Annotated in this window: 13 protein-coding genes; 5 read left to right on the top strand and 8 right to left on the bottom strand. The window is 54.0% G+C overall.

What is annotated here, in order from left to right:
- Nucleotides 1–109: 109 nt before the first annotated feature.
- The 6 genes from P0078_RS11220 to P0078_RS11195 form a co-directional block, all read right to left on the bottom strand.
- Nucleotides 110–736: a GntR family transcriptional regulator gene (locus P0078_RS11220; protein WP_282934424.1), complete on the bottom strand. Its 627-nt coding sequence runs from the start codon at nucleotides 734–736 to the stop codon at nucleotides 110–112.
- A 9-nt stretch (nucleotides 737–745) separates the two neighbouring features.
- Complete coding sequence (locus P0078_RS11215; RefSeq protein WP_282934423.1) at nucleotides 746–1,918, bottom strand: benzoate/H(+) symporter BenE family transporter; 1,173 nt, start codon at nucleotides 1,916–1,918, stop codon at nucleotides 746–748.
- Between the two features lie 160 nt (nucleotides 1,919–2,078).
- A complete protein-coding gene (gene hemL / locus P0078_RS11210) occupies nucleotides 2,079–3,362 on the bottom strand; it encodes a glutamate-1-semialdehyde 2,1-aminomutase (protein ID WP_282934422.1) in 1,284 nt (427 codons plus the stop codon).
- A 179-nt stretch (nucleotides 3,363–3,541) separates the two neighbouring features.
- Complete coding sequence (thiD, locus tag P0078_RS11205; protein ID WP_282934421.1) at nucleotides 3,542–4,327, bottom strand: bifunctional hydroxymethylpyrimidine kinase/phosphomethylpyrimidine kinase; 786 nt, start codon at nucleotides 4,325–4,327, stop codon at nucleotides 3,542–3,544.
- An 82-nt stretch (nucleotides 4,328–4,409) separates the two neighbouring features.
- The gene (gene hemJ / locus P0078_RS11200) at nucleotides 4,410–4,832 is read right to left on the bottom strand and encodes a protoporphyrinogen oxidase HemJ (protein ID WP_282934420.1); all 423 of its coding nucleotides are present in this window, start codon (nucleotides 4,830–4,832) and stop codon (nucleotides 4,410–4,412) included.
- Nucleotides 4,833–4,865: 33 nt separating this feature from the next.
- On the bottom strand, nucleotides 4,866–6,569 hold the full coding sequence (locus tag P0078_RS11195; RefSeq protein WP_282934419.1) for a chloride channel protein: 1,704 nt from the start codon (nucleotides 6,567–6,569) through the stop codon (nucleotides 4,866–4,868).
- Nucleotides 6,570–6,787: 218 nt separating this feature from the next.
- On the opposite strand from P0078_RS11195, the gene argC reads away from it, so the two are divergent.
- The 4 genes from argC to erpA all read left to right on the top strand — a co-directional run bounded on the left by argC (nucleotide 6,788) and on the right by erpA (nucleotide 9,624).
- Nucleotides 6,788–7,834, top strand: a complete 1,047-nt coding sequence (gene argC, locus P0078_RS11190; protein WP_282934591.1) for an N-acetyl-gamma-glutamyl-phosphate reductase — start codon at nucleotides 6,788–6,790, stop codon at nucleotides 7,832–7,834.
- Nucleotides 7,835–7,887: 53 nt separating this feature from the next.
- The gene (locus tag P0078_RS11185; RefSeq protein ID WP_282934418.1) at nucleotides 7,888–8,631 is read left to right on the top strand and encodes a DUF6776 family protein; all 744 of its coding nucleotides are present in this window, start codon (nucleotides 7,888–7,890) and stop codon (nucleotides 8,629–8,631) included.
- Between the two features lie 33 nt (nucleotides 8,632–8,664).
- Nucleotides 8,665–9,108 carry a bactofilin family protein gene (locus P0078_RS11180; RefSeq protein WP_282934417.1) on the top strand — a complete coding sequence of 148 codons (444 nt, stop codon included), beginning with the start codon at nucleotides 8,665–8,667 and terminating at the stop codon, nucleotides 9,106–9,108.
- Between the two features lie 162 nt (nucleotides 9,109–9,270).
- Nucleotides 9,271–9,624, top strand: coding sequence for an iron-sulfur cluster insertion protein ErpA (gene erpA / locus P0078_RS11175; protein ID WP_108731633.1), 354 nt, complete (start codon nucleotides 9,271–9,273; stop codon nucleotides 9,622–9,624).
- Nucleotides 9,625–9,647: 23 nt separating this feature from the next.
- Here erpA and P0078_RS11170 read toward each other — a convergent pair whose 3' ends face one another.
- Both P0078_RS11170 and P0078_RS11165 read right to left on the bottom strand, forming a co-directional pair.
- A complete protein-coding gene (locus P0078_RS11170) occupies nucleotides 9,648–10,757 on the bottom strand; it encodes an anhydro-N-acetylmuramic acid kinase (RefSeq protein WP_282934416.1) in 1,110 nt (369 codons plus the stop codon).
- A gap of 15 nt (nucleotides 10,758–10,772) precedes the next feature.
- Complete coding sequence (locus tag P0078_RS11165) at nucleotides 10,773–12,152, bottom strand: OapA family protein (RefSeq protein WP_282934415.1); 1,380 nt, start codon at nucleotides 12,150–12,152, stop codon at nucleotides 10,773–10,775.
- Between the two features lie 276 nt (nucleotides 12,153–12,428).
- On the opposite strand from P0078_RS11165, the gene tyrS reads away from it, so the two are divergent.
- On the top strand, nucleotides 12,429–13,733 hold the full coding sequence (gene tyrS / locus P0078_RS11160) for a tyrosine--tRNA ligase (RefSeq protein WP_282934414.1): 1,305 nt from the start codon (nucleotides 12,429–12,431) through the stop codon (nucleotides 13,731–13,733).
- The last annotated feature ends 247 nt before the right edge of the window (nucleotides 13,734–13,980 follow it).

Here is a 13,980-nt window from a genome sequence, read left to right as displayed (position 1 = left end):
GAAATTACTCCGGCTATCCATAGGGCCGCAGAAACCCCGCAGCCGCAATTGGCAGCCATCATATCAAATTGCCGCAGTGGGTGATTTTCGATTGCTGAGGGAAAGCGGTTTAAAAATGGGGCTGATGTAAGTGCCTTACCAATAGTTTGCCGGCGGCTTCTATATGTTTTGCCAGCAGTGCGGCGGCTTGGTCTCCATTTCCCTCTTGGAGTGCTTTGAGAATTGCAAAGTGCTCGTCCTGACTGGTGTCCTGGTAATTCAGACCGTGGGATTGGTAACCGATGTAGCGCTCACATTGCCGGTGCAGTTGCTCGACGGTGCTAAATAGCGTGGGTCTTGCAGCTGCCCGGTAAATACAGGCATGGAACTCCCAATTCATTTTTCCGATCTGCTCGGCGGAGAGTTCAGGTTTGGCTTGCATGGATTCCAGAATATCTCTGGCCCGCCCCAGGATCTCTCCATTAAGGCTTTCCAGTGCCAGGGATTGCAGCAGCGGTTCCAGGCGCATGCGCATCAGGTAGAGGTCTTCCACTTCAATAGGGTCAAGCTGCGGCACTGCGACGCCGCGTTTCCCGTGTCCGGTTAACCAGCCCTCATTTTTCAATCTTTGTAGAGCGTCCCTAACCGGAATACGGCTCACGGCGTAAAGCTCTGCCAGTTCGGCTTGCTTTAGCACCTGGCCGGCGGCGAAGCGCCCATGCTGCAAGTCCGACTTAATTTTTTCGTAGAGGCCCATCGATGTTTATTAATTCCTGCGCTTGAAAAACCAGTAACACACCAGCCCTCCCAGCAGCCCCCAAAAGGCAGAGCTAATGCCAAAGAGGCTGATACCGGAAGCACTGATCAGAAAAGTAATAATTCCGGCTTCGCGACTGTCGGCTTCGGCTGTTGCGCCAGCCAGGCTGCTACCAATGACACCAATCAGTGCCAAGCCGGCGAGGCCGGCAATCAGTGCCTGGGGAAAGGCGCTGAATAATGCCACAACGCTAGCGCCGCAGAGGCCCACCAGCAGATAAAAAATACCGGCGGCAATGCCGGCGGTGTAGCGTTTGTCGGGGTTGGGATGGGCTTCCGGGCCGGTGCAAATAGCAGCGGTAATAGCCGCCAGATTAAATGCAAAGCCACCAAACGGTGTCAGCAATAAAGAGGTGAGGCCGGTGCCACTAATAACAGGAGATATAGGCACTCTACTGTAGCCACTGGCGGCCAGGGTTGCCGCTCCGGGCAGGTTCTGAGAGGTCATAGTGACGATAAAAAGAGGAAGGCCAATGCCAATTAAAGTGGAGAGACGGAATTCTGGCGTAACCCAAACAGGGTGTGCCGCTTGCCAGCCAATCTGGGCCGATGCAATGAGTTGCAACTTCCAGCAAGTCGCCACTCCAGCCGCTAGTACCAAAATAATGGCATAGCGAGGCGCCCAACGGCGCCCGACTAGATAGGTCAGTAACATGATGCCGACCAATAGCGGTTGTGCCTGCAGAGAAGTAAATACTGAAAGACCAAATTGCAGAAGTATGCCTGCGAGCATAGCGCTGGCAATCGGTGCCGGCACCATTCGCGCTACTCGCTCAAAGGCTCCGGACAAGCCCACGAGGAGTGTTAACAGGGCGCTAAACGCAAAAGCACCAATCGCCTCTGCAATGGGGATGCCACTTAAACTGGTGGCCAAAAGTGCAGCACCTGGAGTCGACCAGGCAGTGATTACCGGGGCGCGGTAATACCAAGAGAAGGCAACACAGGTAACGCCCATCCCCAGGCCCAGGGCGCCAATCCAGGAGACGATCATCGCTTCACTTGCGCCAGCTGCACGCGCGGCTTCAAAGACTATGGCGGCGGAACTGGCTACTCCCACCAGCACGGCGACAAAGCCTGCGCTGATGGCGGACAAGCTGGTATCTGAAAACGGTGAGCTTTTCAAAATGTATACCTTTTATATTTTGTATACATTTTTAGCTGTTAGCTTTTTTGAGCGCAATAACTTTGCGGTGAAGCGACTGGGGCTTTATTGGAGGGGGGTAAAGTAAAACGGGTATAGAAGCAGCACCCGCAGGCTGCGGGTGCTGGAGAGAGGCGGGCAATTAGCCGAGGCGGGCGAAGACGCGTTCAGCGGCAGTGATTGTGGCCTCAATATCCTCATCAGTATGAGCTGCGGACATAAACCCTGCCTCATAGGAGGCCGGTGCCAGGTAGACACCTTCTTCCAGCATGCCGTGGAAGAAACGGTTAAAGCGCTCGTTATCGCAGGCCATTACCTGTTGATAGTTAGTTACTTTAGGTTCTTCGGTGAAGAAGAAGCCGAACATGGTGCCGGCCTTATTGGCGGTAATTGGGATACCTGCGGCTTTACCAGCCGCCAGGATGCCCTCTACCAAACGGTCGGTTTTGGCAATTAAAGGCTCGTAGAAGGCGGGTTCTTCCACCAAACGCAGGGTTTCCAAGCCCGCGACCATAGCTACAGGGTTACCGGACAGGGTGCCCGCCTGGTAAACCGGACCCAGGGGTGCAATTTGTTCCATGATCTCGCGTTTACCGCCAAAGGCGCCAACGGGCATACCGCCGCCGATGACTTTGCCGAGGGTGGTGATATCCGCTTCGATACCGTAGAAGCCCTGGGCCCCGGTCAAGCTCACCCGGAAGCCGGTCATCACCTCATCGAGAATCAACAGGGCACCGTGCTGGTCGCAAACTTCGCGCAGGGTTTCCAGGAAGCCGGGTACCGGCGGAATGCAGTTCATATTGCCGGCAACAGGCTCGACGATAATACAGGCGATTTGATCGCCCAGCTCATCGAAGCAGCTGCGCACACTATCAGCATCGTTGTAGCTCAAGGTGATGGTGTGATCTGCCAGGGCGGCGGGAACGCCGGGAGAGGAGGGTACACCCATGGTCAGGGCCCCGGAGCCGGCCTTAACCAACAGGGAGTCGGAGTGGCCGTGGTAGCAGCCCTCGAACTTCACAATCTTGTCGCGCCCGGTAAATCCACGGGCCAGGCGAATCGCGCTCATGGTGGCTTCGGTACCGGAATTGACGAAGCGCACCAGGTCCATATTCGGCCACAGGCGGCAGAGTTCTTCGGCCAGTTCGGTTTCCAGTTCGGTTGGCGCACCGAAGCTCAGTCCCGATTGGGCCTGTTCCACCACGGCTTCAATGACTTCCGGGTGTGCGTGGCCCAGCACCATGGGGCCCCAGGACTGTACGTAGTCGATGTAGCGTTTCTCGTCTGCATCGTAGAGGTAGGCGCCTTCGGCACGGCGGATAAACACCGGGGTACCGCCGACTGCGCGAAAAGCCCGTACCGGAGAGTTAACGCCGCCGGGAATATACTGCTGTGCTTCTGCGAAGAGCTGCTCGGATTTACTCATAAACTTAATTCAGGTTCTGCATAAAGGGCCTGGGGAGCATTATCGCGGGGGTGGCGCCTGAGGACAATGTGTAGATTGGCGACGACCGGTCACAGACTGTGTAGACAGAAGATCTCACCGTCATGGGAACGGTGAGACTGATCGGGGCGGGGGAGAAATTTGAGTCAGCAGCTCCAGGTTTAGCGTTCGCACCAGAACAGCCGGTTGGGGATCGGCCTTCCCATTCCCAGGCGCCGGCTGTCTTTGATCGCACTCCAGGCGTACTGCTGACTGCGGGTAACCGCTTCGATAATGGTCAGCCCGTGGGCGATATGGCAGGCAATGGCAGTAGCTAGGGTGCCACAGACGCCATAGGCCGCTGGCTGCAAGCGCTCCCACTTGAACTCCCGCATGAGGCCGCGCTCATCGTAGAGCCGGTTCTGTAATTGTTGCTCGTGGGGCACGCCAGTCAGCAACAGGTAGCGACAGCCGGATTCGAGGATTTCCTGGGCCATGGCATCGAGGACATCGGCCTCCACAGCCATGGCGCGAGCTTCCCTGCGGTTGGGGCACACCATGGTCGCCTTGGGCAACAACAGCGACACCATAGCCTCCCACAGAGGTGGGGCGAGTACGCTCTCTTTGTCGGCCAGTGTGGCATCGGGATCTATAACGACGGGAATATCCGGGTAGTCGTGGAGTACGCTGTGAAGCGCGCGCACATTCTCCACGGAGCCCAGGTAGCCGACCTTGATCGCGGCGATCGGCATGTCTTCCAAAACGGCCCGGGTTTGTTCAATTAGCAGGCTGTCGTCGACTGGGGCGACACCCAGCAATTCACCGGTATTACACACGCTGATGGCGGTAACTGCCGAGGCCGCATGGCAGCCGAGACTGACCGCTGTCTCAGTATCTGCGGCAATTCCGGCGCTGCCGCTGGGATCGTGGTGAGTAACGGTCAGAATAACGGGCTGAGGTGTATCCATAAGTGCTCTACATGACGGCCATTAGCTGTGCGCCTAATTCTAGTTGCTGAGCGCCTTTGACAAGGAATGAATACGCGCCAAATTAAAATGGCTTTACGACAACCAAAATGACGATGGCGACAAGTGCAACTGCTGGGAACTCATTAAATATTAGGAAGTAGCGGCGGCTGCGGGTAACGGTTCCCCGGGCAAACTTGCGAACATAGGCGCCACAGATATGGTGATAGCCCAGGAGGAGAACAACAAAAGTCAGTTTTGCGTGCATCCAGCCGGCGGAGGTGTAGTAGGCCGGGTTCAAACTGTAGAGCCAAATGCCCAAGGCAACGGTGGCCAGCATGGAAGGAATGGCAATACCGCGATAAAGGCGGCGTTCCATAATACAGAAGCGGTCGCGACTAACGGCATCAGTGGCATCGACATGGTAGACAAACAGTCGTGGCAGATAAAAAAGTGCGGCAAACCAGCACACCATCGCAATAATGTGAAAAGCCTTGATCCACAGCATTGAAAGTCCCCTTAAAAGAAACGGGAAGAAAAATTACTTCCGGTAAAAGTTGTTAATTTGTAGCGGCAGAATAATGCCCGCCGTGCGATTGTCCAGCGAACCGCTTTTATGACGGCAGACATATAGGCCATCCGCGCCACTTCTCTCCAGCTTTTGCGAGGCCTCCAGCATTGTCGCTCGCCAGCTTAGGGACGCCAGCTGTTTGCGTTCGCCGGGTAGTCTCAATAAATCGATCATTTCTCCCGGGTCTAGTAATTTATCTGATGCGGAGGAAGCCTGTTTTTCGCTCTCGGCTGCCTCTTTCGCACCACCGCGAAGAAAAGTTGCCAAGTCTGCTGCACGCAGTAGTTGCGGTGCCGGCTCCTTGGGTAAGTCGATAAGAATCCACTCGGGATGTTGATTAATTAATTCTGTTGCCGCAGCGCGGGTAATTTCCCTAGGAGTCACAACAAAGCTCTGATTCATTTCGCTGGCAACTCCGACACTGCTCAGCATTTGCTGTCGCCAACTCGGCATTCCCGCTTTATTCAGGGCTCGCAGCGTTTCGTGATAGAGACCGATAGTGGAAAAGAGTTGGCGGCTTACTAATGTGGCCACCACGATCATCATCATTCCAGGGAATAAAATATGTGGGTTATAGGTAAGTTCCAAGATAGCGAGTAGCGCAGCTAGAGGCGCATTGAGCATGGCAGCCATCATTGCCGCCATACCCACCATGGCATAAAAGCCGGGGCTCGCGGTGTGCTCACCCAGCCACAAGTTAGCCAGGCCACCGGCAATACCACCGATACAGGCACCGATAATCAGGCTGGGGCCTATTACCCCACCGGGAATTCCGAGCCCTGCCCCCAAAGCGGTTGCGACTAATTTCGCGGCGACAATAGCAATGAGTGTCGCTACCCCCAACTGCCCCAGCATTGCCATCTGCAAAGTGTCATACCCACCGCCCAGAATTTCCGGTACCCAGATACCCAAGGTGCCAGTAACAAGGCCAACCAAGAGAAACCGAAGAAGTGGGGAGTAACGCTGCTGGGGAATCAAAATTCGCTGGGAGCGGATAAATAATCCGGCGAGAACTCCAATAACCAGTGCGCAAACGAAAAGTAGCGGCAGCTCGGCAAGGGAATTGAGTTGAATCGCGGGTACATTAAAGTCCGGTTGGCTACCGAAAGTCAGCTGGGTGATGGCGCTACCGGCAACAGCCGCGAGAATTATCGGTAAAAAACCTGCCACAGTATATTCCAGCATCACGACTTCCATCGCGAATACCACGCCCGCCAGCGGGGTATTAAAGGAGGCCGCAATTGCTGCGGCTACACCACACCCCAGTAGGTTGCGACCAGAATTATTGGGGAGCTTCAGCGCCCTAGCTAACCAGCTGCCACTGGCTGCTCCCAAGTGTACAGCTGGGCCTTCCCGCCCCACCGAGTGGCCGCTAATTAAAATTATTGCGCCGGCAAAAAACTGTAGCAGGGCATTTTGCATTGGCATTTGCCCCTGGTGATTGTAGAGCCGGTCCAGGACATGGACCACTCCCACCTGGCGGCGTCTGGGATTTAGAAATAAATAGATACATCCCACTACCAGAGAGCCGATGACTGGCAATGCGAAGCGCCAGAAAGGGGGAAGGGATTCGTAATTTTGTGGGATTGATAAAAACAGCGTGGTCGGCCACTCCATCGCCAGCCGAAAAAGTACAGTTACCCCTCCGGCCAGGATGCCGGTGATCAGGGCCATCCCCAGTAAAGGCGCCAGCGCGTCTTTGGAGGAAAGCTGTAAGCGTATATTTTCGAGGCTGCCAGGCCTAACTAAATAACGCGAAAACGACTTTTTTAGCGAGTTCCTTGGGGGCTGTGACACCGCACATCCTTAAAATGCTGGGGCTTGTGGTAGAGTGCCTGTCTGGTTTTACGATTATCGTCTCAGTTGGCGGATATACCGGAGATTTTAGCAAGGTGATAAAAGTAGCGATTGTCGGGGGCACCGGCTATACAGGGGTGGAATTACTTCGGCTTCTCTCAACACATCCACAAGCGGAAGTTACCGCAATCACCTCCCGTTCGTTGAATGGTACCCCGGTTGCCGAGCTTTTCCCTAGCCTGAGAGGGCACTCGCAGCTGTCTTTCTGTAGCCCCGATCTCGAACAGCTGGCGGATTGTGACGTTGTATTCTTCGCTACACCTCATGGCGTTGCCCAGGCCCAGGTACCGGCACTTATTGAACGCGGAGTTCGAGTGATCGATTTGTCCGCCGATTTCCGTTTGAAAGATATACCTACCTGGGAGCAGTGGTACGGTCAGGCCCACGCCGCTCCGGAATTAGCTCAAAGCGCTGTTTATGGTTTGCCAGAAGTTAATCGGGAACAGATTGCCAATGCGCAGTTGATAGCCTGCCCGGGCTGTTATCCCACCGCGATTCAATTGGGATGGATACCGCTTTTGGAAAAGGGCCTGGTAGAACCTGGTGAGCTGATCGCCAGTGCGGCCAGTGGTATCAGTGGTGCGGGGCGACAGGGTAAGACCGACTTGATTATGGCTGAGAATAGCGACAACTTCCGCGCATATTCTGCCGCCGGGCACCGTCATTTACCCGAGATTGAACAGGGGCTTCGTCGAGTGCAGGCCACTGAATCCTCTCCCGCGCAGGTGACTTTTGTACCGCATTTACTTCCCATGATTCGCGGTATCCACGCTACTTTATTTGCCCGGTCAGTGGGGAAGGTTGATGCCGATGAGCTTCAACAGATCTTTGAAAACCGCTATAAAAATGAGCCTTTTGTAGATGTGATGCCGGCGGGCAGCCACCCTCAGACTCGTACGGTTAGAGGGACCAATATGTGCCGCATCTCGGTATTGCAACCCCAGGAGCGGGATACGGTACTGGTATTATCGGCCATTGATAACCTGGCCAAAGGCGCGTCCGCCCAGGCAATCCAGAATATGAATATTATGTTTGGCTTAACTGAGACGTTGGGCCTGGATAGCCCGGCACTGCTGCCTTAGAATCGGGTGTTTCCCGACAATCGATAAATCCCGGATAAGACTTAGCAGATTTCATGGTGCTCAAAGTTAAAGGCAGCAAGCAGTACCGCATGAAAGTGGTGCCTCATAAACCCTTCTCTGGTGTCATTGCCGTAGTGGGGGTCGTTTTTTTGGTATTAGTGACCTCGGCCGGGTCCTATTTCGCCGGGCAGTATCAGCTGCGCCAGAGCCTCGATCGCAAGACACTGGAGCATACTCAAGTACTCGATCGTGTTACCGCGCTTCAGAGTGAGAATGAATCCCTGCGAATGAGGGTTGCCACTGCAGAGCAGTCGCTGACTATCGGTGAGCAGGCGAGTGAGTCGGTGCGTGCGGAACTGGTGCAGAAAGAGAGCCAGATCGCAGAGCTAAAGCAGGAAATTTCTTTCTATCGCGGCGTCATGGCCCCTGAAGATGGGGGTGAGGGGGTGTCCATTGGACGCTTTATCCTCTCGCAGACCGGCGATCCAAAAAGTTACCAGTACAAGTTACAGATCAAACAGTCCGCAGCGCGTCGGGATGTTGTAAAAGGCACGGCCACATTTACCGTAGTGGGCCGTCAGGATGGGGAACCGAAGAGTTACCCTCTGAAGGAACTGTCGGAGCAGGTGAATAGTGAGTCGATTCAGCTGCGTTTTAAATATTTTCAGAATATCGAGGGAGAGCTGCGCTTGCCGGAGGGGTTTGTGCCCGAAGGTGTGGAGTTGTCACTTAAATCTTCTGGGCGCAAGGGCTTTAATATTGAGCAGCGCTACGGTTGGTTAGTACAGGAAAGTTAGCATAGGTGCCAAAGGCACGAGGTTTTGGGGATTATGTTAAGAAAAAAAGAGAAACAGATAACTATGGCCAATACCGGTAGTAACCACACGACTTTGATCGCTCGTCAGACTGAGATCAGCGGTGATATCCACTTCCGTGGCAACCTGGTCATCGAAGGTAAGGTGCGTGGCAATGTTACCGCTCACAGTGATAGTGATGCGCGCCTGCAAATTGTGGATGGCGGCATCATTGAGGGTGAAATTCGTGTGCCTCAGGTAGTGATCAATGGCAATGTGAAAGGGGATGTGTTTGCTGCGCGCCACCTGGAACTGGCTTCCAAGGCAATGGTAGAAGGCAATGTACACTATAAGCTGATCGAGATGCTGAAAGGTGCCCAGGTAAACGGTGCTCTGGTATCCAGTGCCGACTTGAGTAGCGCGGGTGAGCCCCATATGCTCGGCTATTCCGAAGATGAAACTGTCATTGAAGCCTCTTAAGTCCGGGTAGTATTGGCTGGCGCTGGTACTTTGTAGTACCGGCCCACCTGCCGGTTAATACTTGACTGAATTGCTGGGTTTAAGCAAGATGACGCCCCCGGGGCTGCACTCGTTATAACTTTTATACGAGCGGTGAATGTCCCGATGAGTTGAGAGAGACTTATGTCAGAAGCTGTATCCTTTTCTCCCGCGCCACTCGTGGTCACAGACAAGGCTGTGGCCAAGGTAAAAAGCCTGTTGGAAGAGGAGGGCAACCCGGAGTTGAAACTCAGGGTGTTCGTGACCGGAGGCGGCTGTTCCGGTTTCCAATACGGTTTTACCTTTGATGAATTGGTTGCCGAAGATGATGCCATCATAGAAAAGGATGGCATTCAGGTCTTGGTGGATGCGATGAGCTACCCCTACCTGGTTGGCGCCAATGTTGATTACGAAGAAGGCCTTTCGGGGTCGCGCTTCGTAGTACAAAATCCCAATGCGTCCGCTACCTGTGGCTGCGGATCCTCTTTCTCTATTTGAGAAATCCTAACCCGCCCTATTGATCAGGGCGGGTAAATAGCCCCTAGCACCGCCTCTTTCTGCGCGCCAGTCACTCCCGGGCAATTACCGGGCAGCCCTCTCAATGTCTGGCGGGCCAACCAAGCAAATCCAACGGCTTCAAGCCAGTCTGCGTCAATACCGTAACTGCCTGTGTCAGTAATAGACCAGGTGGGCAAGCGGCGCTGTAATCGCGCAACCAAGTCCTTATTTTTTGCCCCGCCCCCGCAAGTGAGCAGCTCGCCGCCTTCGGCAAAATTATGCACGGCATCGGCGATACTGGCTGCGGTCACTTCAGACAAGGTCGCCTGCACATCTACCGGCGCCACTTCCAAACCGGCGCAGGCCTGTTCGAGCCAGCTGGGGTTAAAAGTTTCACGGCCAGTGCTCTTGGGTGGTTCGGCGGAGAAATAGGGATCTGAAAGCAGGCGGTTGAGAAGTTCAGCATTGGCGCGACCGCTCGCGGCCCAGTCTCCATTTCTATCGTAGGGCTGGTTTTTGTGTAGGTTCACCCAGTAGTCGAGCAATGCATTACCTGGACCTGTGTCATAGCCGTAAACCTGGCCATCTGCCGTCAGCTCAGTGATATTGGCCATCCCCCCGATATTGACCACCGCACGGCTTCCATCAGTTTTGAAGGCGGCCTGGTGAAACGCCGGCATTAAAGGCGCTCCTTGACCACCGAGAGCGATATCCCGGCGACGGAAATCCGCAACGGTGCAGATGCCCGTCAGTGCTGAGATGGTGTTGGGGTCACCGAGTTGCAAAGTGAAGGGAGAAGTCACTGTGCCTGGGGGGCGATGGCGTACGGTTTGGCCGTGACTGCCAATGGCGGTAACAGACTGACCCTCAACACCGGCTCGGGCTAGCAGGGTATTGGTGGCCTCGGCAAAAACCTGTCCCAGTTGCCGGTCTAACTGTCCGGCGCGATCCAACTCTGAAGGGCCGGGGGCGCAGAGGCTGAGGATAGCTTCGCGCAGGCCGCTGTGAATCGGGTGGGCTAGCGCAGCCAGGATACGGGTGTTAATTTTTTCTTCATCGCCAAAATCGACCAGCACCGCGTCAATGGAGTCAACGCTGGTGCCGGACATCAGGCCGATAAACAGATCGGGCATATTCGTTGGCGCTTGTTAGGGGCTTTCTTCATCCAGTTGAGCCAGAGCCGGCCCCTGGAAGTTCTCTAGTTTCGCCAGAAGTGGCTGGGTCTGGTTTTTAAAACGGATCATCTCGGAAGTCGGTACCGACTTTGCCTTGGGCAATTTGCGCACAATGGTGGCGGGGTTGCGATGTCTGCCATCCACCAGGAATTCGTAGTGCAAGTGCGGGCCGGTGGCATAACCGGTAGACCCCACAGTGCCAATAACCTGGCGCTGCTTAACGCGCTGGCCCTTTTTGACTTTGCGCTTGGTCAGGTGGAGATAACGGGTTACATACCGTTCGCCGTGCTGGATAAATACGTAGTTGCCGTTGGGTTTGCTATAGCCGGACGCGATAACCCGACCATCGCCAGTAGAGTAAACGGGGGTGCCTCTTGGAGCGGCATAGTCGGTGCCATTATGAGGTCGGCGTGACTTGAATACTGGGTGCAGGCGGCTCGGGTTGAAGTGAGAGCTGATGCGGACTATGTCCAGCGGTGTGCGGATAAATGCCTTGCGCATACTTTTGCCTTCAGGCGTGTAGTAATTGGCATCACCACTGTTATCCACATAGCGTACAGCGCTAAAAGTTCTTCCCTGGTTGGTAAAACTGACCGCAAGGATAGGACCGTTGCCAATTTTCTCCCCATCCAGGAACAACTCTTCGAACATCACACTAAAATTGTCGCCCTTGCGAATATCTAGGGCAAAGTCGATATCGGAGCTGAATACATCCGCCATCTCCATTATCAGGCTGTCACTCAGCCCAGCATCGCTACCGGCCAGGAATAGGGAGCTATCGATCTGGGCCTGTCGGTAAGCCGGGTGGCTGTCGGGCTCGCGAGTTATCAGTGCGTGTTCAAACTTATCTGCATTTGTGCGAGTAAACTCAATTTGATTGAGTCGGTCCCGCTGTAATTTCAGGGACTGCAGCTGGCCATCATTATTTGTTTGAAAGGTCAGCTCTTCACCCGGAGTTAGACGTGCCAGCTGTTTTGCCTCTTTGCCGCTACCCAGAAGCTGGTACATCTCTTTGGCGCTGATCTTTGCACGTTGAAATAGGTCTGACAGCGTATCCCCATTACGAACTTCAAGGCTTAACGACTTGACCGCCTCAACACTGACGTTAAGCAGTGGGGTCTCCGCCGGCGTATAAGTGAGTGCAGGTTTGGCTTCAGAGCTGTCGCCGCTTGGGACCTCTGAAAGTTTGACGGGTAGGGATGTGCGCTTAGAGGAAATCTCCGGTGAAGGAATCAGAACGGCCAGCATAAGGACAAAGGCTGCGATGCCAGCGGTCAGCGCATGAACGCGGGGAAAATGCTTGGGTAAGCCGCCAATACGGAGGCCTGTACTCGATTTACGATGGTTTTGCATGGCGTTAGCGGATGGTACTGGCGGTCGTTGTTATTTGCGCTTGAAAAACTGAGTGTCTAAAAAACAGGCATTGGAGGGGCTTTATAGCAAAAAAGCCGCCTTGGTTCACGAGATAATTGACACGTCTTTGCACGGTTTGGTTCCTCATGAATTTTGTTTTTAGTGCGGATACTGGGCTGCTGCACGCTTGTATTTGCCGCAAACTTCGGTAATGTTGCAGCGCATTTTGCCGCCGCTTGGTGGCGCTAATTTCAAGCCTATATATGAGGGGAAAGCATGGCTGGGGTCGACATGACACTGCTTGAAGACTTGGACCGTCGCGGATTAATTAATCAAGCGACTGGTGACGGCGAACTGACGCAGCATTTGTCGGAGAGTCGAACCCTGTATTGCGGTTTTGATCCCACTGCAGACTCCCTTCATATAGGCAGTCTAGTACCGTTGCTGACCTTGAAGAGGTTTCAGGCGGCAGGGCATAAACCAATTGCACTGGTTGGCGGTGCCACGGGGCTGATTGGTGACCCTTCTTTTAAGGCTCAGGAGCGCAGTTTGAATACCCCCGATATTGTTGCGGGTTGGGTAGACAAGCTGAAAAGCCAGGTTTCCCAATTTATCAATTTCGATTGTGGGGAAAATAGTGCCATTGTCGCCAATAACCTTGACTGGACTCGCGACCTCAATGTGCTCGATTTCCTGCGCGATGTCGGCAAGCATTTCTCTGTTAACAATATGGTTAACAAAGAGTCCGTTAAGCAGCGTATCCAGCGTGAAGGTGAAGGTATTTCCTTTACTGAGTTTTCCTACATGTTGCTCCAATCGATGGACTTTTCCGAGCTGTATAAGCTGCACGATTGCACCTTGCAGATTGGTGGTTCCGACCAGTGGGGCAATATTACCGGTGGTGTCGACCTGACCCGCCGCCAGCATCGCGGTAAGGTATTCGGTCTGACATTGCCTCTGGTGACCAAGGCGGATGGCACCAAGTTTGGTAAAACTGAGAGCGGCACTATTTGGCTGGACCCGAAACGTACAAGCCCTTATGCCTTTTACCAGTTCTGGCTAAATACTGCTGATGCGGACGTTTATAAGTTTCTGCGCTACTTTACTTTCCTCAGTGTGGATGAAATTGAGGCGATAGAGACCGCAGACCGCGAGCGTGCTGGTAGGCCTGAAGCCCAGGGAGTCCTCGCCCGTGAAGTCACTCGATTGGTACACGGTGAGGAAGGCCTGGTAGCAGCTGAGCGCATCTCTCGAGCGCTCTTTTCTGGAGACATTGCCGATTTGTCTGCAGGTGACTTGGAGCAGTTGCGCCTGGATGGCCTGCCTTCATCGGTACTTCCGAAAGACTTCGGTGAACAGAGCCTGATCAACTTACTGGTCGATGCGGGTATGGCGCCTTCGGGCAAGCCGGTTAAGGATGCTTTGGGTCGCAATGCGGTGTTGGTAAATGGTGAGGCAGTTGGCATGAGCGCCAATGCAGAGCCCGCATCTGTTTTTTGTCGTGATAAAGCGATGAGCGATAGCTACTTTATTGTTCGCTTAGGCAAGAAAAAATATCATCTGTTCACCCTTGAGGGTTGATGGATTTTTAAGCACTTTTGCCTGGCGAAAACTTTTTTACAGGTTTGTCACAAAAGTGCTTGCCGAGCCCCCCTTAAGTCCGTATAGTTCACCTCCTCGCTGCTCAGGCAGCAGCGGGAAGGCAGCTCTAAGTCGTTGATTTTTTTAAGAAAATCTTTTGAAAAAAGAGCTTGCCAAGCACGGAGAGGTCGCTATAATGCGCGCCACTTCAAGCAAGATCGGAAACGAACTTGCCGGGATTCGAGAA

It is taken from the genome of Microbulbifer sp. VAAF005 (assembly GCF_030012985.1).
In the GTDB taxonomy this organism is placed as follows: domain Bacteria; phylum Pseudomonadota; class Gammaproteobacteria; order Pseudomonadales; family Cellvibrionaceae; genus Microbulbifer.
This window is presented reverse-complemented; position numbering and strand designations above follow the sequence as displayed.

Bases quoted from the DNA above. Each gene is read 5' to 3' on its own strand.
- tyrS (WP_282934414.1), top strand. From the start codon at position 12,429: ATGGCTGGGGTCGACATGACACTGCTTGAAGACTTGGACCGTCGCGGA.
- P0078_RS11220 (WP_282934424.1), bottom strand. From the start codon at position 736: ATGGGCCTCTACGAAAAAATTAAGTCGGACTTGCAGCATGGGCGCTTC.
- P0078_RS11185 (WP_282934418.1), top strand. From the start codon at position 7,888: ATGGTGCTCAAAGTTAAAGGCAGCAAGCAGTACCGCATGAAAGTGGTG.
- erpA (WP_108731633.1), top strand. From the start codon at position 9,271: ATGTCAGAAGCTGTATCCTTTTCTCCCGCGCCACTCGTGGTCACAGAC.
- P0078_RS11180 (WP_282934417.1), top strand. From the start codon at position 8,665: ATGTTAAGAAAAAAAGAGAAACAGATAACTATGGCCAATACCGGTAGT.
- P0078_RS11165 (WP_282934415.1), bottom strand. From the start codon at position 12,152: ATGCAAAACCATCGTAAATCGAGTACAGGCCTCCGTATTGGCGGCTTA.
- hemJ (WP_282934420.1), bottom strand. From the start codon at position 4,832: ATGCTGTGGATCAAGGCTTTTCACATTATTGCGATGGTGTGCTGGTTT.
- P0078_RS11170 (WP_282934416.1), bottom strand. From the start codon at position 10,757: ATGCCCGATCTGTTTATCGGCCTGATGTCCGGCACCAGCGTTGACTCC.
- thiD (WP_282934421.1), bottom strand. From the start codon at position 4,327: ATGGATACACCTCAGCCCGTTATTCTGACCGTTACTCACCACGATCCC.
- hemL (WP_282934422.1), bottom strand. From the start codon at position 3,362: ATGAGTAAATCCGAGCAGCTCTTCGCAGAAGCACAGCAGTATATTCCC.
- P0078_RS11195 (WP_282934419.1), bottom strand. From the start codon at position 6,569: ATGGCCCTGATCACCGGCATCCTGGCCGGAGGGGTAACTGTACTTTTT.